This window comes from Thermococcus argininiproducens (genome assembly GCF_023746595.1).
Classification (GTDB): Archaea; Methanobacteriota_B; Thermococci; order Thermococcales; family Thermococcaceae; genus Thermococcus_A; species Thermococcus_A argininiproducens.
Window position 1 is genome coordinate 228758 of sequence record NZ_CP080572.1, and the last position, 19745, is coordinate 248502.

Sequence of the window (19745 nt, forward strand, 5' to 3'; positions counted from 1 at the left end):
AAATAAATACTTATATAGTATTGTGCATAAATGGATAATGGTGGTTAAAAATGAATAATTTAGTCCAGCATAGGATTTTTAATGAGATATACCAAATTGGAAAAGATGGCATCCCTGAGTTCAAAACTTACATAGCAGGAGAGTGGACTTACGGAGAGAGTTTTTATGAAGTTAAAAGCCCTATAGATGGAAAAGTAATAGCAAGAGTCTCAAAACTTAGTGAAGAACAAGTAGAAGAAGTCATGAAACGAATTTATGAGTATGGTCGCGAGAAAATAAGAGAGTATCCCGGAGAAAAGAGAATAGAAAGCTTTCTAAAAGCAGCTCAACTTATGAAAGATGCCTTTGAAGACTTTGTAAACGTCCTTATTTTGGACGCAGGAAAACCAAAAACAAATGCAATTGGAGAAACAAAAGCCACAATTGAAAGATTAGAAAAAACCACATTTGAGTCACGACGTATGCTTGGTGATTACGTTCCAGGAGATTGGAGTGAAGAAACACTTGAAAGTGAGGGAATTGTAAAACGAGAGCCATATGGTGTGATTTTAGCCATAAGCTCATTTAACTACCCCTTATTTATATCTGCAACAAAAGTCATACCTGGACTCTTTAGTGGAAATGCCGTGATACTGAAACCCGCTTCAATAGATCCACTAGCGGCAATTCTTTTCATAAGAGTTCTTGAGTTAAGCGGGTTTCCAAAAGAAAGCTTTGCTCTCCTAACGATTCCCGGCAAACTAATGGATGTAGTTGTAAAAGACAAACGCATAAGAGCCATTACATTCACAGGAAGCACTGAAGTGGGAGAACACATCATAAAAACTGGGGGAATAAAAGCATATCATTTAGAACTCGGTGGAAAAGATCCAGCAATAGTTCTTGATGATGCTGACTTAGAATTAACAAGTGAAAAAATAATCAAGGGGATGGTAAGCTACTCTGGACAGAGGTGCGATGCTATAAGACTTATCTTGGCCCAAGAAGAAATTTATGAGGAACTCAAGACTAAGATAATAGAGAAACTCAAAAAAATAGAGCCAAAAAACCCACTTGAAGATGAAGATACCATAATGGGACCCCTTATTGATAAAAAGACCGCAGATTACATTGAAGAAGTTTACAAGGATGCTATTAGAAAAGGAGCAAAGCCATTAACTCGATTCAAGAGAAAAGAAAACTATGTATGGCCTATTCTTCTAGAAGCTGATAAAAAGATAGTTAAAGACCTAAGAGCGTTTCAAGAAGATGTCTTTGGACCATTAACACTTATAATTAAAGTCAAAGATGAAGATGAAGCTGTTGAAATTGCAAACTCTTCCCGCTTTGGATTAGATGCCTCAGTATTTAGCGAATGCGAGAAGAGAGCAAGGAAAGTTGCACGAAAGCTTGAGGTGGGGAGTGTTTTCATAAATGAGTACCCTAGGCATGGAATTGGTTATTATCCTTTTGGAGGTATGAAAGATAGTGGTATTGGGAGAGAAGGAATCGGCTACTCTGTAGAACAATTAACAACCACAAAGACAATAGTCCACAACTTTAAGGGCTATGGTGTTTGGGAGTATATTTGAGTATATGAATCTTTTTCAGTGTTCTGCTTTTTTTCTTTTTCCTTTTCCCTAGCAATTTCACTAATTAGTTCCTTTAACTCACTCTCCGCTTTAAGTTTTCTATAAAAATCATACTCCTTTGCTACAAACATATAATGCTCTTTTTCATCGTTTGCAAGTCTCATAAATATTCTTTTATGCTCCAAGTTTTCAGAATGTTTTTGTAATATCAGATACATCTCTTCTGCTAACTTTTCTGATTCCATTGCAATTTTAAGAATATCGAGATAATCTTTTACTGTCTTCAGTTTCCTCTCAAATAGTTTCCTCCACATACCAGACTCTACAATCTTAGGCTCCTCGTTTGGGAACAATGTTTTGAATATTCTCTCAACCTTCTCATCATGAGAACGTTCTGTATCAATAAATTGTTTAAAGTACTCCTTTTGATACTGAGTAGGAACATTTTCATAAAGGAACATGTATAATTTTGTTGCTTCTTTTTCACAGCTAATTGCATAGGCCAAAATATCTTTAAGAGACAAACTCGCAATTCGTTTTAACCTCTCTCTAATCTGCTCTTTTACATCTACCTCTCTCATAAACTCCTCTATTGGAGAGCCCATGGAATTCACCAAATGAAATATCTTTCAGTAAATTAATAAGGATTACGGCTGGAGTCTCGGCGTTACCCCTTCTGAAAGTCCCATTCTTTAGGGTGGGGAAGGGGTTAATTCGTTGGAAGCCTCGCCCTTCAAGACGGGAGGAGAGCAGAAGCATCACTGCTCCTAAAGGGTAAAAGTTTCAAGATCATGAAGAACTGTACTGCCCCTAACTCTCCCGCTAAATTTATAAATTCGAACTTATTAATGTTTAATACCGAACTTAAGAGGTGAATGACATGAGTGAAGAAATTGTTTTCAAAGTTTTGAAAGAAGCTGGAAAACCTCTGAGACCCGGAGATATAGCTAAAATTGCCGGGCTAGATAAAAAAGAAGTTAGTGAAGCAATCAAAAAGCTCAAAAAAGAAGGGAAGATCATATCTCCAAAGAGATGCTACTATGCCCCAGCTGAGTGAGTCTTCCGTTTATTTTATTAACTCAAAGCTCTTCTATATCTTTTGGGGGTTGAAATGGAGGAAATGTTAAAAGAAGCAAGTAATTTTTATGAGGACGAATATAGCGACTCAGTACTATACGCTTTCCTCAGCAGAGGAGAGAAGGATCCAAAGTTAAAAGAAGAGTTTTTAAGATTATCCCAGATAGAGTCAAGCCATGCAAAGTTCTGGTATGATTTCCTAGTTAGAAGGAAGATTGTACCAAAAAAGGTCAAAATCAGCAAGTTTAAGCTTTTCTATGTAAAGTTTCTTAGAAAATTGCTAGGCCCAGGTACAATGGTTTCACTTCTCGAAATGGGTGAGAACTCTGCCATTCAAAAATACTTCAAATTTCTCACAAAATACAAACTCAATGATGAAGAAAAAAAGATAGTCTCAAGCATAATTCTAGATGAACTCGAGCATGAGCGCTTTTTCTATGAAAGCAAAAAACGTTTTCACGTTGAGCACGTAAGGGACTTTGTCCTCGGAATGAACGATGGACTTGTTGAGCTTTTAGGAGCAGTTACAGGACTTTCAGCAGTTTACCTCTATAATCCCAAGATAGTAGGAATAAGCGGCCTAATAGTAGGGGTTGCTGGAGCCCTTTCCATGGGAATAGGAGCTTTTATTTCAGTTCGCTCCCAGCGACAGGTAAACGAGAGCGTAAGACAGAGACTGGAAGTTCTTTTCAAAGTTTCCCCAGAAAGGGCTAAGGAGGAACTTATGACAAAGTTGCTCGAAAGTGGAATGCCAAAAAATATTGCAACAGAAGTCGCGGAAAAACTCTCTTCAAATGAAAATGCAATCATCAACCTTCTTGTGCAGGGAGGAGAAGAAAATGAAATCCGTTCTGCCATCTATACAGGTCTAGCATATCTAACCGGAGTTGCCTTCCCAGTGGTTCCCTATTTTCTCGCTTCATCCTCCCTTATTGCATTGCCATTCTCAATCCTATTAGCTGGTACAGCGTTAGCTCTTGTTGCAACTGCAATCTCAATCCTTTCAGGAATTTCAATAAGAAAAAAGATAGGAGAGATGGTAACAACTGGACTGGGAGCAGCGTTTTTGAGTTATCTCTTCGGAAGATTGATGGAGAGCATATTCCACATCTCAACTCTTTAAATCTTTGCCTATGGCAGAGAATGTTTATGAAGTGGAATAACCACTGGGACACCAGAGACTTCGTGAATAACCACCTTTACTCCATAAACTTCTTCAAAGAGTCTTGGTTTGAGAATCTCTTTACCTCCATCAGCTACTATTTCTCCATTTTTCATGAAAATAAATCTCTCAGCAAAACGAAGAGCTAGATTTACATCATGCATAACGATTATTGATGTTCCACCAGATGACACAAAATTTTTTGCTATTTCCATGACATCTAATTGGCTTTTTAAGTCAAGATTGTTAGTTGGTTCATCCATTAGAAGGATTTTCGGTTCTTGAGCCAAGGCCCTCGCTATACTTACTTTTTGGAGTTCTCCACCACTCAACCTATTGCTATGTTTTAAAGCAAGATGTGAGATGTCGAGCTTTTTGAGGGTACTAGTCACCACCTCTATATCTCTTCTAGAAGGTCTAAGACCCATATATGGCCTTCTACCTAGAAGAACCATGTCAAAAACTGTCATAAACCCAGGAATAATCCTCTGTGGGACGTATGCAAGAAGTTTTGCCAGTTCATCTCTAGAATATTCTTGAATAGACCTCTCCAAGACTTCAACTCCAGAACACTGAAGAAGCCCTGCAATGCACTTTAATAGAGTACTTTTTCCAGCACCATTCGGCCCAAGGATAGCAACAAATTCTCCCTCCTCAACCTCAAGAGTTATCCCCTTTAACACATCAGAACCATTGTATGTGAAATAAAGTCCCTTAACTTTCACAGCTTTCATCGCCGTCCCTCCATCCTTATAAGAAGGTAAATGAACATGGGGGCACCAAGAAAAGACGTTACAACACCAACAGGTAGGGTCATTGGTGAAAAGACTAACCTTGCAACAGTATCAGCCACAAGGAGAAGAAGACCTCCTGCTAGAGCCGATAATGGAATTAAAAAGCGATAATCCCCTCCGACTAAGAGTCTAATAGCATGTGGGGCTATCAACCCCACAAATCCTATAACTCCCACAAAAGCTACACTCACTGCCGTAATCATGGCCGCAAGGAAGGTAGAGATCAATCTAACTCTCTCAACATCAACACCAACTGATTTAGCCACATCATCTCCTATAGCAGAGGCATTTAAATCCCAGCGTTTTATAATGAAGTACGTGAGCACGGGAATAAAGACAGCTAAAAGTATCATATCTTCCTGCCATGTTGCTCTACCAAGATCTCCAAAGCTCCAATAAACCATGGCAGCAAGTTGCAACTCATTAGCAAAATACTGGACAAGTGTTGTTAGGGCAATAAAAAGGGAACTCATAGCAACCCCGGCTAGAATTATTGCCTCAGGACTCAGACCTTTTAGCTTAGCAAGAGCTAGGATAACTATTGTAGCACTTATTGCTCCAAAGAAAGCAAAGAGAACAACTGTATAAGGATTGTCTAGGATTATCCTGCCTGAACTTTCTGCATAACCTGCCCCTAATAATATAGCAAAGGATGCGCCAAACATAGCCCCATGAGAAACCCCCATTGTAAATGGGGTCGCCAGAGGGTTTCTAAGAAAGCCCTGCATAACTGCTCCTGCTATGGCCAGAGATGCTCCCACAATAATTCCTGCGATCACCCTAGGAAGACGAATATTCCAAATGACAAGATGGGCACTTTCACTTCCTACTCCAACGAGCGCATTGAAAACCTCTTCTAAGGAAAGTCTATAACCACCACGCGCTATGGAATAGAGACTAACAAAAACAAGAAGAAAAGAAAGAAAAATACCAACCAACACTTTTCTAGCAATGTAATGCTCATAGTTCATATGCATCACGGTGAAGTGGGTAAGGAATATTCAACAGTCCCATTTGCCAATTCAATTCTACCAAATCCGCCAAATTGAGTGGCCATTTCTTTGTAAACTGGCTTTCCAACTAGGAATGTATATATTTCATCAGCCCTTTCTACTGGATCCACATCCCTAAAACGCTCCGGGTATAGTATTTTCCCAATGAAATACGTGTCTGCTAGAGCAGTCCCAATATTGGTTGTGTAAAAGTTGTATGGTAGTATACCATAGATGTTACCCTCTTTTACAGCAGTTAATGAGTTATAGAACTCTGGATTCTTGTTGTAGTCATCAAGCACGAGGCTTAACCCGCCTTCATCAAGAAATAGATATTCTGGGTTCCACTCAAGGAGCTTTTCTTTGTCTATAAACTTATGACCTTCGCCAAGCTCCTCGGCCACATTATTGGCATGTAATACGACAAAAGGCGGGTATTTGGCTTCGGTGCTCTCTATCCCATGTGCTCCCTTATAACCTATACCCCCAATGTAGACACTGGGACTTTTAGTGTTCTCAGTACGCTTTATGAGGTCTTCCTGTATAGACCTAATGAAGTTCAGAACGTCTTCAGCACGCTTCTCATTTCCAAGGATCTTACCTGCTAATTCAATAGATCTAAATAGCTCTTCATCTTCAAATGTGGTCAATTGGCCATAACTAAGGACAATTACTGGGATACCGGTCTTCTCCTGTATTTCATCGGCTGTTTTGCTATCAACATAGGTTATGAATATAACATCTGGTTTGAGATTAATCAATGCCTCGAGATCAGGAAGCTTCCCTGGTCCCCCGGGTCCTATAATAGGGAGATTTTTAAGTTCCGGATGAGCCATTATGTAGGGCCTACCATAAGAATAACGCTTCTCAAACTCTTCGACACCTACCACCTTATCAGTGGCATTTAGGTAAACCACTAGTCTTAAAGCACCAGGTCCTGTCGCAACAACTTTAGTGACCTCTGATGGAACCTCAACGTTTCTTCCCAGCAAATCAGTGACAGTGATGTATTGAGTACTTGTAGAAGTGCTGCTAGTTATTGAGCTTTGTGAGCTATTTATACATCCACTGATTAAAAGAATCAACAACATACCGAGCAAAAGTGGAATCTTCTTCATTTTATCACCTCCTAAAACTATTAACCTCCACTATCCCCCTCCCAATTACGGCATAATATCTTTCTCCCGCGCATCTCAAACAAACTTGCTCACTATCGAAAGATACTGCCCTTGTAGACATTACAAGCTCATTGCACTTAGCACAGCGAACACTTTCAAATATTGGAGCTTGTTCAACTGGCGGAACCCTAACTTTTTCAATCTTAAATTCATCTTTTGGGAGTTTTAACATGGCCCTTGCCGCCTCTTCCCAAAGTTCCCAAAGGCGTTTTCTTTCCTCAGGTGTTCCTTTCCTTTCTCTGACAACTTTAGTGAAGAGTTCCACAGCGCCCGAGGGATAGTGCTTTCTCAATTTTTCTGCATCAGCATAAACTCTAACTCCTTCCCAGGTTGAGCGTTTGACAAGCGTGAGAGCAGTTTTTCCGAGGTCCCAATATATAAGAGAATTGTTTCCCAATGTACAGCCTGTTGTCACTTGAACACCATCTGTGAAGCAACTATTAATCTCAACTATTGCCAAGATGCTTTCATCAACACTTTCAGAATGATCAACTCTTCTAACGCCAAGCTCTTCCATAGCTATTAATGAAGCCCTAATGCCAAGAGCAAGATACGGACAGACATGTCCATGAAATTGCCTAGCGTATTCAAGGATTTCTTCAACTTTTCCTTCCTTAATAAGTTGATTGATCATGAACACGGTATCACCAAGAGCCATTATAGTGACACATTTTTAATATTTTTTAAATATTAGTGTTACTAACCAAAGGTTCACAAAAAATGTGCATATGCACAAAGTTTATATTTGAAACCTCTTTCATTATTTTGGTGGTGTAAATGAGAATAGCAATACCTGCTGAGGATGACAAAGGCCTAGAAAGCAACGTAAGTAGGCATTTTGGAAGAGCTAAATACTTTGTTTTTGTTGATCTTGAAAATGGTAAAATTAAAAATACTGAAGTTGTGGAAGTGCCTTTTGATAAACATGGACCTGGAGACTTGCCAAATTTCATCAAGGAGAACGACAGCAAAGTAATTTTAGCTTATGGAATGGGAAGGAGAGCAATAGAATATTTCAACAACCTCGGTATTGAAGTTATTACTGGAGCTCATGGCAAAATCAAAGATATAGTTGAGGCATTTATTCACCAAGTTCTTGAAATTGATCCCTACTGGAAAAAGAAGATTGAAGAAGACAAAAAGAGAGAAGGACACCACGAACACAGTTGTCATACCTAAACTTCTCTCTACCTAAGTGAACTACCTCGCCCTTACGGACGAGGCTTCGTGAGAGTTCATTTGGCATCCCGTTACCGGTAGCCTCACTCTCACGGGCCGGTTCACGCGGCCACTACCAGCTATCCTCCCAACGGAGGAATCGCCGGCTACCTCTTAAATCACTGAACCAGTCGTTACTATTGGTAAGAGTATTTAAACCTTTCGGCCTTTTATCCCTTTCCGAAAGAGGTCTTCCCGCCCGATTATAAACATACTTTGAAACAGAGGCCCTCATATCACTATTGAAACAAAAATACAGGGAGGAGAAAAGTTCAATGAGTTTCACTTTTTATAAGCCACATAAATATCTGCTTCTATGATTTTCATATTTTTTGTGACATAATGATGCACAAAATATAAGTTCCCCTGCGCATCCAGCACCGGCTCCCCAGCAAAGTTAGAAACTATTTCCTCTGGCTCCCTCCATCCGTCTTTTGTTTTCAAAGATCTAAATATTGCAGGGCCGGGATATCCAAGCCGACTTTGCCCGGTGAACCATAATTCATTGCCCTCTGGAGTTATGAAAGGCTGATCCTCATTAAGTTCGCTGTTTATATTTGGGACCTTTCTCGGATTCACCCATAACCCGTTTACATAATCCATCATGCATATGTCCCCACCACATCCCTGACCTCCTCCCTGTTTTTTAAGGTGGGGAGGTTTGAGGAGCTTCATTAAAGCCCATTTTGATTGGGCTTTTCAACCCCTCCGGGAGGGTCTTCCCTAAATGATAAATATCTTTGTTGTTATTCTTAATACATGGAGAGAAAACTCAAAGTTGCCTTGCTCCTCTCACTACTGTCACCTTTCTTCGGTGAAGTAATGAGTGGATCAACTCCCCCTCTGGAAATCATAAACCCCTTCAGTCTCCTCTTTTTATGGGCCTTTTATGGAGGGGGTGTTCTTTTAATTAGAGAAGCATGGATACGATGGGACAGAGGTTATCTCCGACTTATGCTCCTTGGAATTGCATATGGCATCATAGAAGAAGGCTTGGCTGTTAAATCCTTTTTTGACCCAAACTGGATGGATTTAGGAGTTTTGGCAACCTATGGTAGAATCTTCGAGACAAATATGGTATGGGCAGTTTGGCTCTCCATTTTTCACGCAGTCTTCAGTATTTCCATCCCAATTCTCTTAATTGAGATTTTTTATCCAGACTTTAAAGAAAAATCATTATTAGCAAAAAGAGGATTGAAAATAACGTTTGTAGCTTTTGTATCTGCTTTGATAATAACGTTTTTCCTGTTGAACCCCTATTCACCCCCATTGATTCAGTATTTCCTAACTTTTCTGCTTGCTCTTTTTTTGATTTTCGAGGTAAAAAGAATAAGAAAAAACCTATCCATAGAGTGGGAGTTTGTCCAAAGACACCCAATGTTATATGGAACATTCTTTACTATTTCCCTTTTTATTCTCTATTTGATCATACCAAATACAAAAATTCCTTTTGTAATTCCATTGCTTTTAGGCCCTGTAATCACTGTCCATTTATACGGCCAAATGAGGAATTTAAACACAAAACAACTACTTGCGCTTGTGCTGGGGCTCTTAGGCCCATTTCTTCTTTTTTATGATATAGTACTAGAACTTAATGGAATTTTTGGTATGTCCATTGTTGGTATCGGAACATTCTTAATTTTGCTCAAAAAATACCTAGAGTTGAAATAGGGGGTTAAAAGAGGATAAGAGGAACAAGTTCTCACTCCAATTCAGAAGCTTCATAAAGTGCTATTTCCTCACTTTCATCAATGAATTTTGCCTCGTACGTTTTAGTTTCCCCATTAGTTGTGACTTCCATAATAACCCTCTTGGGGGAAAGTTTCTCCCCAGTGGTGACTTCCTTAGTTTCTATGGCCTGAGTAAAGAAATCTCCTTTTCTTTCAAATTTAAAAACAAGCGTGTCTTCTCGCATCTCATAACCCTTATAAATAGCCCCTCCCATTCGAAAGGTAGCTTTAAGTTTTATTATTCTTTCTTTATTTTCCCTAGAAGAATTCTGGAAATACACTAAACCTGCAACTGCAATGAAAATTAAAATTAAAATAACAATTGGCTTTCTCATAATGTTCACCAATTTAGGATTCGTTTAAAAATATAAAAGCTTGGCGAAAGGTTCAAACTCGTTTGAAGTTAAACTTTGAGTAGCTTTTTTAGTCTTTCTTCCACTTCCTCTTTTCTCCTCACTAAGTTTTGCCTGTCAACTTCTCCACCTTTCTTTAGATAAACTAACGTTGGAACATTCAATATCTCAAAAGTCTGGGCCACCCTAGGATATTTCTCTATATCAACTTCCCAAAATTCTACTTCCTTGTACTTCTCACTAAGTTCATGCATAAATGGTTCAATCATCTTGCATGGAGGGCAGCCGGGAGAAGAAAACCAAAGGAGGGTATATTTAGCCCTCTTGATCACTTCAAAATCTCCATCAAATTCTTTAATCATTCTTAACCACCTCAAATCCTAGTCCTCTTTAATAAGAGGGAGTTACTCACAACGCTCACACTACTTAATGACATTGCACCTGCAGCCCACTCTGGCTGGAACTGGATTCCAAGTAAGATATAACCCAGTCCTGCAGCTATTGGGATTAGGACTAAGTTGTATATCATTGCCCAGAAGAAATTCTGCTTGATCTTTGAAAGGGTCTTTTGACTAAGCTTTATTGCCTTGACAACATCCCTTATGTCATTTTTCATAAGGACTATCTCACCACTTTCCATTGCTATATCGGTTCCTGAGCTTACTGCTATGCCTATGTCTGCTTGAGCAAGTGCTGGGGCATCATTAATACCATCTCCAACAAAAATGACCACTTCTCCCTTTTCTTGGAGCTTCTTGACCTCGTTGGCTTTGTCTTGCGGAAGGACCTCGGCAAGGATGTAGTCTATGTTGAGTTGCTTTGCTATTGCATTTGCAGTCCTCTTATTGTCCCCAGTAATCATGCCTACTTTCTTGCCCATTTTGTGCAGTTCCTCAATAGCTTCCTTTGCATGCTCCTTTATTGTGTCTGCAATTCCAATGATGCCGACTATCTCATCGTCTATAGCTATTATTATGGCAGTTTTCGCTTCATCTTCGAGCTTGTGGAGCGTCTTTTCAATGCGCTCTATTGAGTATCCGTTCTCTCTGAAGAGCTTTCTGTTTCCAGCTAAGACTTCTCTTCCATGCACCTTAGCCTTAACACCTTTTCCAGTAATTGCCTCAAACTGTTCAGGCTCTTCCAACTCCAAGCCAAGCTCTTGGGCTTTTCTAACGATTGCTTCTCCCAAGGGATGCTCTGAGCGCTTTTCGGCAGATGCCACCAATTCTAAAAGCTCCTTCTCGTCTATGCCAAAAGTCACTATATCCGTAACCTCTGGCTTTCCTTTAGTTAGGGTTCCTGTCTTGTCAAAGAGCACTACTGTGGCCTTTCTCGCTATCTCCAAGACCTCACCGTTCTTAATTAAAATTCCCATCTCAGCCCCTTTGCCCATTCCAACTGTTAGGGCCGTTGGAGTTGCCAGTCCAAAGGCACATGGGCATGCTATCACTAAGACGCTGATCAGCGTAGTGAATGCAAAGATAAGAGGTTGCTTTGCTATGAATCCCCAATATGCAAAGGAAATTAAGCCTATTGTCAATACTACAGGAATAAAGTAAGTCACTATCCTATCAGCTATCCTTTGTATTGGTGGTCTAGTGTTCTGAGCTTCCTCAACGAGTTTAATTATTTGAGCTAAAACCGTGTCTCCTCCAACTCTTTTTGCCTCAATCTTTAAGACAGAGTTTCTGTTTATAGTTCCACCAATAACTTCATCATCTTTCTTCTTCAAATTTGGAATCGGTTCTCCTGTAATCATAGATTCATCAACATAGCTTTCCCCTTCAAGGACTATACCATCGACCGGTATTTTCTCCCCAGGTTTAACAATCACAATGTCTCCAACTTTAACTTGACTTACAGGTATCTCAATTTCCTTTCCATCCCTGATTACAGTTGCTTTCTTGGCCTGCAGACCCATGAGCTTCTTAATTGCCTCGCTAGTTCTGCCTTTTGCTACGTGTTCCAAATACCTACCCAAAAGCAAGAATGCTAATAAGAGCACACTAGCTTCATAGAAGTTGTATTCTCTGGGCAAAATACCAAGTGTTGCAAGCACACTAGCAATGTACGCTGAGCCTACACCCATTGAGTACATCACATCCATGTTGAGCGTCTTATGTCTTAAAGACCTAACTGCTTTTAGGAACATTTCTTTTCCTGAGTATGCTATGACTGGCGTTGCTAAGGCAAACTGTATCCAAAGCATGTAAGGAATCTCAAAGTCAAAGCCCAAAAGCCATCTATAAGTCATTAGAGTTATAATTCCGCCGAATGTCCAAGCGACAATAAGCTTTTTCTTCATATCTTTTAGATGTCTATCTCTTGCTTCTTTTTCAATATCCACACTCTCTTCCCCTTCAACACCCAAGAATTGATAACCAAACTCTTCTATGGTCTTTTGAATATCTTCCATATCCACTAATGTTGGATCATAACTGACAGTTGCCTTCTCAGTGGCAAGGTTTACTTTAACATCCAGTACTCCTGGCAACTCCTTTAGAGCAACTTCTATCGTTTTTACACATGAGGCGCAGGTCATGCCGCCGATTTTAATTACTGCATCTCTCTTTTCTCTTACGACACCATAGCCAACACTCTCTATTGCTCTAATGATTTGAGTTATATTAACCATAGATTCGTCGAATTTAACATACGCACTTTCTGTCGCTAAGTTTACTTTAACATCCTTTATACCCTCTAATTCTCTAAGCGCTACCTCTATAGTTTTAGCACAGGAAGCACAACTCATTCCGGTAATTTTAATATTCACGTCCATGAGATTCACCTCTGTTATATAGTCTATTAGAAGAATTATTGAAGTTATTTCTTAACAAAATGTAAAATAACATAGGAAAATTTTTATAGTTTGATAACCATGATAAATGTGAATACCTGCAGGAGGGTCTAAATGGTAAAGCTTGATGAAATTGACTTAAAACTCATATATCTACTGAGAGACAACTCAAGGCTTAGCATCTCTGAATTAGCAGAGATTTTAGGAGTAAGTAGGCCCACTGTAAGAGCAAGAATAGAAAAATTAGAAAAAGAGGGAATAATCAGAGGGTATACAATAAAAATTTCTCCAGAACTTGAGAGAGCGGAGAATATAGTAATAATGATCATCAAAACCGAAACTCCTGAAAAACTTGAAGAATTTGATGAGATTATCGAGATTAATAAGTTTACAAGCAAAAAGTATATTATAAAGATTGCAGTAGAAAACATGGAGCAGCTTAGGCAAGTTGTTGAGAAGGCCGGGTTTGAAGTAATTGAGATAATGCCAGTACTAGAGATGAGAGAACGAGAGAGACCAATAAAGATAAGAGTCCCATTTAAATGTGATTATTGTGGAAAGGACATTGTCGAGGAACCTATAGTATATAAGTATCGCAATAAAGTGTACTTCTTCTGCTGCGAAACTTGTTTTAGAGAGTTTAAAAAAGCAAGAGAGAATTTAGAGAAGGTTAGACTATCCAAGGAACAAAAGATAAAGAATACTCACAGTAACCAAAATCACACCCATGGCTAGATCCCCTCTTCCGCTCATCTTTGAGAGTTTGTCGACTGCTACTCCAAGTTTTGTATACTTATTGCCGTAATGGAACCCTAGGGTGACCAAGACCAGAGGAAAGACTGATATCCCAACAAATATAGCCAAAAGAGCTGCTCTAACACCTAATGAAAATCCATCCGAAAGGAGAGAAGTCACTAAGAGGTATGAAGGAAGAATACATGAAAGCGAGAAGAAAGACATGAGACCTCCTACTAAAAAAGCGCTAGACGGTGAAGTCGCTTTTTCTAGTATCCTATTACTTTTTTCTCTCAAAGGATTGTTAGGAGAGATTTTCACATAGCCAAGTGAAGAAAGTATTTTATAAATTCCTACTATAATCCCAAAAGCTACTACAAAATACCTTAAAAACAGGAATTTTCCGTGAAGATTCATCAAAGCAGAGGCTATTATGGTATAACCTAGAAAAGCGCCTGCAGTAAAGGAAAGGCCCACTTTAAGTATTTTATTTTCATCCAGTAGAGCTATCATTGATAAGAGAAATACTATCATCAAGAAAACAGAAGGCCTAAATGCATTTAGAATCCCAAGTGCTATTACTGAAAAGGTTGTTAGGCTAGTAAACTCATTAACACTTTCTGCTAGAGCACCTTTTCCCACACCCAATATACCAAACAATATTAAAATAGCCCTATTTTTCATTTTTCCACACTCCTTAAAGAGTAATTTTAGATTAGTGGGCAATTTAGTGCTCCATTGAGGGTTTACCTACACGTATGAGCCTCAGTGTTGAATCCCCTTCTATAGATATATTAACCTTATCCCCTCTTGAGAGGCATGGCACATCAATAGGGTGGGTGTAACGTACTTTCAGAATTTCTCCCCCAATATCAATTATCGCAGTGCATGTAAGAGTCGTATACTCTTTATCAGGTATACAATCAGTGTCAGCAAGAACTATGGCATTTTGAACCTCGACAGGCCTACCTTCAACAATGTATCCAGAAAAAATATATTGGCCCTTAGAAACCAAGCCGTAGTATGAGATGGACAGAACTAGTACTACTGAAATTAAAATCCCAAAAAGGCCCTTTCTCATGATCTTTCCTCCTAAAAAAGGTTACAAAAATATAAAAATGCTAATCAATTCACTCATCTTCTGAATCTTCCTCTATACCCATAAACCTTTCACAGTATTCATGCATCTCTTTCCAGTCTTCACTCATGTACTCCTCCATCTCTTCTTCCATTTCCTCGTGCATTTCAGCAAAGTTGCCTGTCTCCATGTATTCCTCCATCTCCTCATGTTCATCCATCATGCCATGTCCCATCATTCCACCATGCATAGGACCCATCATTGGTCCAAATTTATTCCAAAAACCGTCCCTTTCATCCTCATCAAATGCTCCTGAATGAGCTAAACCATAAGGAAGTGCTATGAGCGCTCCAATTATAAACCCGATTAATATTGACTTCCATTCCATTTCTACATCACCTTTTTTATATCCTCACACTCAGATAAGATGGCGATGGATAATAGGCTTATTATTTGCATTATGAGAATTAACCATAGTAAAGTTTACCAAATCGAAGGAATAAACTTAATTGAAAGTTTTCATAACTCTAAACTGTGAAGAAAATGGATACTCCAGCAAAAAAATATGATCGGTTTTCAAAAATTTACGATCTTTTTGAAAGTCCTATGGAAATGAGAGCATTTTCAAAGTATAGAAAGAAAGCTTTAAGCTTAGCTAAAGGCAAAGTTCTTGAGATCGGTATTGGAACTGGAAAAAATCTTCCATATTATCCAGAAGGTGTTGAAGTAATAGGTATAGATTTCAGTCGAGGAATGCTTGAAAAAGCTGAAAAAAGAAAGAAAGAACTTGGATTAGATAATGTTAAGTTGCTCTACATGGACGCTCAAAATATGGAGTTCGATGACAATATCTTTGATACTGTTGTAAGCACCTTTGTTTTTTGTACAGTTCCTGACCCAATTAAAGGACTGAAAGAAGCATATAGGGTCCTGAAACCCGGAGGAACTGCCATATTTTTGGAACATATGAAAAGCAACTCGAGATTTTTAAATATCCCCCTCTATCTCATGGAACCTTTCATCAAAACACTTCTCGGCACTTCGATGCTCAGGGAAACTCAAAAAAATATTGAAAAAGCAGGTTTTAAGGTAGAAAAGGTCGAGAATTTATTCTTTGACATCGTGAGGCTCATAATTGCCACAAAACCTACAGAGAAATAATCAAGGTAGCATCCTTATATACCATTTTATAATTTGTCTTCAGGATGAATAACATTTCTCCATTCTACATTTATGTCCAAAACCTTTTATTCCAAACCTTTTGTTAAATCTAGCCGAAATATTTTCAATTTTTCAAAAAGCGGCTTTGCCACAACCGAAAGATATATATGCATTTTTATTCATTAATGGGTAGGTGAGGGTTAAGATGGTAGAAAATTACACAAAATTGAGTATTTATGATGACATCGTACAGACTATCGGAGAGACCCCCTTAGTCAGGCTTAAAAAGATAGAGAAGTACTTCAACGTCAAGAATGAGCTATATGCCAAAGTAGAGTTTTTCAACCCCGGAGGAAGTATAAAAGACAGAATAGGTAAATACATGATTGAAGGCGCTAAAAAAGAAGGAAAAATAGTTGAAGGCGGGGTTATAATAGAGCCTACTTCAGGGAATACTGGCTTGGGTTTAGCACTGGTGGCGGCAGATGAAGGATACTTAACAGTTTTCACGATGCCAGATAAAATGAGTCTTGAAAAGGAGTTTCTTCTCAAAGCCCTAGGAGCTTTCGTGATCAGAACACCTACTGCTGTTGCCCCAGGTGATCCAAACTCTTACTACAAGGTAGCTGAGGCTGTAAGAAACCTCATCTGGAAGAAAAAAAGGCCAGTAACTCGAGAAGAACTTAAAGAGATAGTGGAATACGTACAAAAGCTTGTAAAAGAGGAGAAGATTGATGAACTTAGGGAAATTCTAGATGAGAGAATTGAAGAAACACCTTACGCTTACATTCCAAACCAGTACTTCAACAAATACAACCCTCTGGCACACTATGAAACCACAGCAAGAGAGATTTGGAAACAAACAAAAGGGAGCATAAACTATCTATTCGCTGGCATCGGTACCGGTGGAACAATCACTGGCATTGGACGCTACATAAAAGAAAAGAGAAGGGACGTGAAGATAATAGGCGTTGATCCTGTCGGTTCAATATACAATCTCGTAAAGAAGGGAATGAGCTTAGAAGAGGCTGTGAAAAAAGCCCATCCATATTTGGTAGAAGGAATTGGAGAAGACATTCTCCCAGAAACCGTTGATTTGAGCCTAGTGGATGATATAGTTGTCGTCAATGATCAGGAAGCCTTTGCAATGACGCGCTTCTTGGCGAGGAAAGAAGGTATCTTAGTTGGCGGCTCTTCAGGAGCTGCTTTATATGGGACAATAAAATATCTGAAAGAAAATGGAGTAAAAGGAAAAAAGGTCGTTATAATATTCCCAGACACTGGAAGGAACTATTTAACAAAGATATTCAATGATAAATGGCTTCTTGAGAACGGTTTTGAGATTGATGACGAAAAAGTTCTGGAGGGATTGAGATGAGATTTTCAACTAAAGCTATTCATGTTGGTGAAGATCCAAAGGAGATGCAGCATGGAGATGTGGTTTCCCCAATTCACCTCTCAACCACTTTCGCAAAGAAAAGTGTGAGAGAAGTTGAGGAAGGCTATGTTTACTCAAGAAGCGGCAACCCCACAAGGGATAACCTTGAGAAAAAATTAGCAGCACTTGAAAACGCTAAGTATGGGTTGGCTTTTTCCTCAGGGTTAGCTGCTGAATCCACAATACTCTTAGCATTACTAAAGAAAGGAGACCATGTTGTAGCTTTCGACGATCTCTACGGTGGCACTAAGAGACTGTTTAACCAAGTTATGGAGCGCTTTGGGATTGAGTTTACCTACGTTGATGCAAGAGAACCTGAGAATGTTAGAAGTGCAATAAGAGAGAACACAAAGATGATTTGGCTCGAAACTCCCACAAATCCCCTCTTAAAGCTCGCTGACATCAAGGCAATATCTGAGATTGCTCATGAGAGAGATTTACTCGTGGTTGTGGACAACACATTTGCGAGTCCCTACTTCCAAAATCCCCTTGACTTAGGTGCTGACATAGTTCTCCACAGCGTCACTAAATACCTAGGAGGGCACTCCGATGTTGTTGGAGGAGCCGTGATGGTAAATGGTGATGAGATTTATGAAAAGTTGAAGTTCCATCAAAACGCAGTCGGTGCAATTTTGTCACCCTTTGACTCCTGGCTCGTTATGAGAGGCATTAAAACGCTTGCTGTTAGGATGGAGAGGCACGAGAAAAACGCCATGAGGATTGCGAAGTATTTGGAAGAGCACCCATTGGTTGAGAGGGTTTACTATCCAGGCTTGCCTTCACATCCACAGCACGAGCTCGCGAAGAGGCAAATGCGCGGCTTTGGAGGAATGCTCTCATTCGAGCTTAAAGAAGGATTGAAGGAAGCAATAAAGTTCGTAGAGAGCTTGGAGATTTTTGCATTGGCTGAAAGCTTGGGAGGAGTGGAATCACTAATCGAGCTTCCAGCTTTGATGACCCATGCCTCTCTTCCAAAGGAGGAAAGAGAGAAAGTTGGTATAAAAGACTCCCTTATCAGAGTTTCAGTTGGAATAGAGGACATTGAGGATCTCATTGAAGACCTGGAGAGGGGCTTTGGGACGGTGAGAAAATGATACCAAGCATCAGTGAGGTTAAAGGATTCTTGAAAAAGCTCGGTTTTGACGAGAAGTCAGCAAAAGAGCTCGTTGAGCAGATAGAATATTTCGAGATCGAAGCGCCGGAGAGAGACGACATAGTGCGAGAGTATCTCAGAGACGAGTGCATAGAAACGATAGTTAACGACATCGTTAAAGAAATTCTGAAGCTAAACAAGGGGAAAATTAAGCTTCTTGACGTCGCAGCTGGTTCAGGGTTCTTCACGGAGAGAGTCAAGAGGAAGCTTGAGGAAAAGGACGTAAAAGTCGAGGTCTACGGCTTCGACATAACACCAAGCATGCTGAAAAGGCTTAATGAAAAAGGCATAACCCCCATTTGGGGAGTTGCCGAGAAAATTAAGGAGTCGATTGAGATTGCCAACGAGCACTACAGCATAAATGCTCCAAAAGAATTCGACATCGTGCTCTCCACTCTGGCGTTCCACCACTTCCTCAATCCTAACGGAGTACTAGAAAGTATGAAGAGCGTTTTAAAAGAAAGCGGTAGGGTGATAATAGTTGATGTCCTCAAACATGAGCATGAGGAGCTCAAAGAAACTTTAAAAGACACCCACCTTGGGTTTTCATTAGAGGAGATAAAAGAGATGGGTTCAAAGATATTCAAGGAAGTGAAAGCCAGCTATATGGATGTCTATTGTGAGGTCGGCGACGCAATAGTTGGATTATACAAAGCAGTGTTTGCTTAACTGCGGAGCTTTCTTTTTTCTGCCACTTCTTTTAGCTTTAAGTGAGCTTTTAAAAGCCTTTTTTTGATGATGCGCTCTGCCATGAGGAGGTTCAAGATTTTTCCCAGAAAACCATAGCGAAGGGAGTAATATACGCTCTCAATACTTAGGGTCATATTATCCACAGGGATGAAATAGTGTTCATACCTCAATTTCTTTAAAAATGTCTCCTCTTCCATCATCTCCCCGGAATAGAAAGAGTTTTCCTTGAAGTCTACAATCTGATATTTTGTCCATTTTTCTGCTCCTTTTTCGCGGGTGTGATAGATTAGGTTTTTCCTCAATTTTCCCTCATCCCCCGATTTAAACTCATATTCCGGCCAGAACAGCGCGTGATTGTTGATGTTGGACACGAGGGAAAAAACCTCCTCAACCCTTGCATCAATAAGCACTGCTATCCTGACACAATGAGAAAAACCTCGGGGTGCTTTACACTCTAAAAACTCAACCTGTGTATTTTTAAGGCTCTTAACAATTGTGTGAATCTCCTGCTCGTCGTATCTTTTAGAATTCATTTCCCACCGCCTTCATTTATCAAGCAGATTCATCTATATTCTGACAAAATTAGAGGGATAACTTAAAAAATATAAAAATATGCAA

Annotated in this window: 23 protein-coding genes; 10 read left to right on the top strand and 13 right to left on the bottom strand. The window is 39.5% G+C overall.

Going from position 1 to position 19745, the window contains the following annotated elements; translation table 11 throughout:
* Positions 1-50 precede the first annotated feature (50 nt).
* A complete protein-coding gene (gene gapN / locus K1720_RS01170; RefSeq protein WP_251949411.1) occupies positions 51-1571 on the top strand; it encodes an NADP-dependent glyceraldehyde-3-phosphate dehydrogenase in 1521 nt (506 codons plus the stop codon).
* Here gapN and K1720_RS01175 read toward each other — a convergent pair.
* Positions 1547-2176 carry a ferritin-like domain-containing protein gene (locus tag K1720_RS01175; protein WP_251950435.1) on the bottom strand — a complete coding sequence of 210 codons (630 nt, stop codon included), beginning with the start codon at positions 2174-2176 and terminating at the stop codon, positions 1547-1549. The two genes, gapN and K1720_RS01175, sit on opposite strands and share 25 nt — an antisense overlap.
* Positions 2177-2451: 275 nt before the next feature.
* Between K1720_RS01175 and K1720_RS01180 the strand changes: the two genes are divergently transcribed.
* Together K1720_RS01180 and K1720_RS01185 are read left to right on the top strand one after the other, a co-directional pair.
* Entirely contained in the window at positions 2452-2628 is a 177-nt protein-coding gene (locus K1720_RS01180) for a helix-turn-helix domain-containing protein (protein ID WP_055283015.1), read from the top strand.
* 54 nt (positions 2629-2682) lie between these two features.
* Complete coding sequence (locus tag K1720_RS01185; protein WP_251949412.1) at positions 2683-3771, top strand: VIT1/CCC1 transporter family protein; 1089 nt, start codon at positions 2683-2685, stop codon at positions 3769-3771.
* An 8-nt stretch (positions 3772-3779) separates the two neighbouring features.
* Here K1720_RS01185 and K1720_RS01190 read toward each other — a convergent pair whose 3' ends face one another.
* From K1720_RS01190 to K1720_RS01205, 4 genes are read right to left on the bottom strand one after another with little or no spacing between them, the layout of a single operon-like run.
* A complete protein-coding gene (locus K1720_RS01190; RefSeq protein WP_251949413.1) occupies positions 3780-4544 on the bottom strand; it encodes an ABC transporter ATP-binding protein in 765 nt (254 codons plus the stop codon).
* Positions 4541-5575, bottom strand: coding sequence for a FecCD family ABC transporter permease (locus K1720_RS01195; protein ID WP_251949414.1), 1035 nt, complete (start codon positions 5573-5575; stop codon positions 4541-4543). The genes K1720_RS01190 and K1720_RS01195 overlap by 4 nt, the downstream gene beginning before the upstream one ends.
* A gap of 5 nt (positions 5576-5580) precedes the next feature.
* On the bottom strand, positions 5581-6714 hold the full coding sequence (locus tag K1720_RS01200) for an iron ABC transporter substrate-binding protein (protein ID WP_251949415.1): 1134 nt from the start codon (positions 6712-6714) through the stop codon (positions 5581-5583).
* Between the two features lie 4 nt (positions 6715-6718).
* Positions 6719-7432 (bottom strand): FmdE family protein, encoded by a 714-nt coding sequence (locus tag K1720_RS01205; RefSeq protein WP_423837315.1) that lies wholly within the window; start codon positions 7430-7432, stop codon positions 6719-6721.
* 119 nt (positions 7433-7551) lie between these two features.
* Here K1720_RS01205 and K1720_RS01210 point away from each other — a divergent pair, with 119 nt between their 5' ends.
* Positions 7552-7953: a NifB/NifX family molybdenum-iron cluster-binding protein gene (locus K1720_RS01210; protein WP_251949416.1), complete on the top strand. Its 402-nt coding sequence runs from the start codon at positions 7552-7554 to the stop codon at positions 7951-7953.
* Between the two features lie 321 nt (positions 7954-8274).
* Here the strand turns inward: K1720_RS01210 and K1720_RS01215 are convergent, their stop codons facing one another.
* Positions 8275-8598: a hypothetical protein gene (locus K1720_RS01215; protein WP_251949417.1), complete on the bottom strand. Its 324-nt coding sequence runs from the start codon at positions 8596-8598 to the stop codon at positions 8275-8277.
* A 153-nt stretch (positions 8599-8751) separates the two neighbouring features.
* Between K1720_RS01215 and K1720_RS01220 the strand changes: the two genes are divergently transcribed.
* Positions 8752-9663, top strand: coding sequence for a hypothetical protein (locus tag K1720_RS01220; RefSeq protein ID WP_251949418.1), 912 nt, complete (start codon positions 8752-8754; stop codon positions 9661-9663).
* A 31-nt stretch (positions 9664-9694) separates the two neighbouring features.
* On the opposite strand, the gene K1720_RS01225 is transcribed toward K1720_RS01220, so the two are convergent.
* The 3 genes from K1720_RS01225 to K1720_RS01235 form a co-directional block, all read right to left on the bottom strand.
* Positions 9695-10057 (bottom strand): hypothetical protein, encoded by a 363-nt coding sequence (locus K1720_RS01225; protein ID WP_251949419.1) that lies wholly within the window; start codon positions 10055-10057, stop codon positions 9695-9697.
* Between the two features lie 68 nt (positions 10058-10125).
* Positions 10126-10437, bottom strand: a complete 312-nt coding sequence (locus tag K1720_RS01230) for a thioredoxin family protein (RefSeq protein ID WP_251949420.1) — start codon at positions 10435-10437, stop codon at positions 10126-10128.
* Positions 10438-10448: 11 nt separating this feature from the next.
* Positions 10449-12854, bottom strand: coding sequence for a heavy metal translocating P-type ATPase (locus tag K1720_RS01235; protein ID WP_251949421.1), 2406 nt, complete (start codon positions 12852-12854; stop codon positions 10449-10451).
* Between the two features lie 132 nt (positions 12855-12986).
* On the opposite strand from K1720_RS01235, the gene K1720_RS01240 reads away from it, so the two are divergent.
* A complete protein-coding gene (locus tag K1720_RS01240; RefSeq protein WP_251949422.1) occupies positions 12987-13607 on the top strand; it encodes a TRASH domain-containing protein in 621 nt (206 codons plus the stop codon).
* On the opposite strand, the gene K1720_RS01245 is transcribed toward K1720_RS01240, so the two are convergent.
* Genes K1720_RS01245 through K1720_RS01255 form a run of 3 tightly spaced genes read right to left on the bottom strand, consistent with a single transcriptional unit; the run spans position 13548 to position 15073 of the window.
* Positions 13548-14291 carry a cytochrome C biogenesis protein gene (locus K1720_RS01245; protein ID WP_251949423.1) on the bottom strand — a complete coding sequence of 248 codons (744 nt, stop codon included), beginning with the start codon at positions 14289-14291 and terminating at the stop codon, positions 13548-13550. The genes K1720_RS01240 and K1720_RS01245 overlap by 60 nt on opposite strands.
* Before the next feature lie 43 nt (positions 14292-14334).
* Entirely contained in the window at positions 14335-14688 is a 354-nt protein-coding gene (locus tag K1720_RS01250) for a hypothetical protein (protein ID WP_251949424.1), read from the bottom strand.
* Between the two features lie 49 nt (positions 14689-14737).
* The gene (locus K1720_RS01255) at positions 14738-15073 is read right to left on the bottom strand and encodes a hypothetical protein (RefSeq protein ID WP_251949425.1); all 336 of its coding nucleotides are present in this window, start codon (positions 15071-15073) and stop codon (positions 14738-14740) included.
* A 155-nt stretch (positions 15074-15228) separates the two neighbouring features.
* Between K1720_RS01255 and K1720_RS01260 the strand changes: the two genes are divergently transcribed.
* From K1720_RS01260 to K1720_RS01275, 4 genes are all read left to right on the top strand, one after another.
* Positions 15229-15846, top strand: a complete 618-nt coding sequence (locus tag K1720_RS01260) for a class I SAM-dependent methyltransferase (protein WP_251950439.1) — start codon at positions 15229-15231, stop codon at positions 15844-15846.
* 193 nt (positions 15847-16039) lie between these two features.
* Entirely contained in the window at positions 16040-17224 is a 1185-nt protein-coding gene (locus K1720_RS01265; protein WP_251949426.1) for a PLP-dependent cysteine synthase family protein, read from the top strand.
* Positions 17221-18378, top strand: coding sequence for a cystathionine gamma-synthase (locus K1720_RS01270; protein ID WP_251949427.1), 1158 nt, complete (start codon positions 17221-17223; stop codon positions 18376-18378). The genes K1720_RS01265 and K1720_RS01270 overlap by 4 nt, the downstream gene beginning before the upstream one ends.
* Complete coding sequence (locus K1720_RS01275) at positions 18375-19106, top strand: class I SAM-dependent methyltransferase (protein WP_251949428.1); 732 nt, start codon at positions 18375-18377, stop codon at positions 19104-19106. Before K1720_RS01270 ends, K1720_RS01275 begins: the two co-directional genes overlap by 4 nt.
* Here the strand turns inward: K1720_RS01275 and K1720_RS01280 are convergent.
* Positions 19103-19660: an SRPBCC family protein gene (locus K1720_RS01280; RefSeq protein ID WP_251949429.1), complete on the bottom strand. Its 558-nt coding sequence runs from the start codon at positions 19658-19660 to the stop codon at positions 19103-19105. The genes K1720_RS01275 and K1720_RS01280 overlap by 4 nt on opposite strands.
* Between the last annotated feature and the right edge of the window lie 85 nt (positions 19661-19745).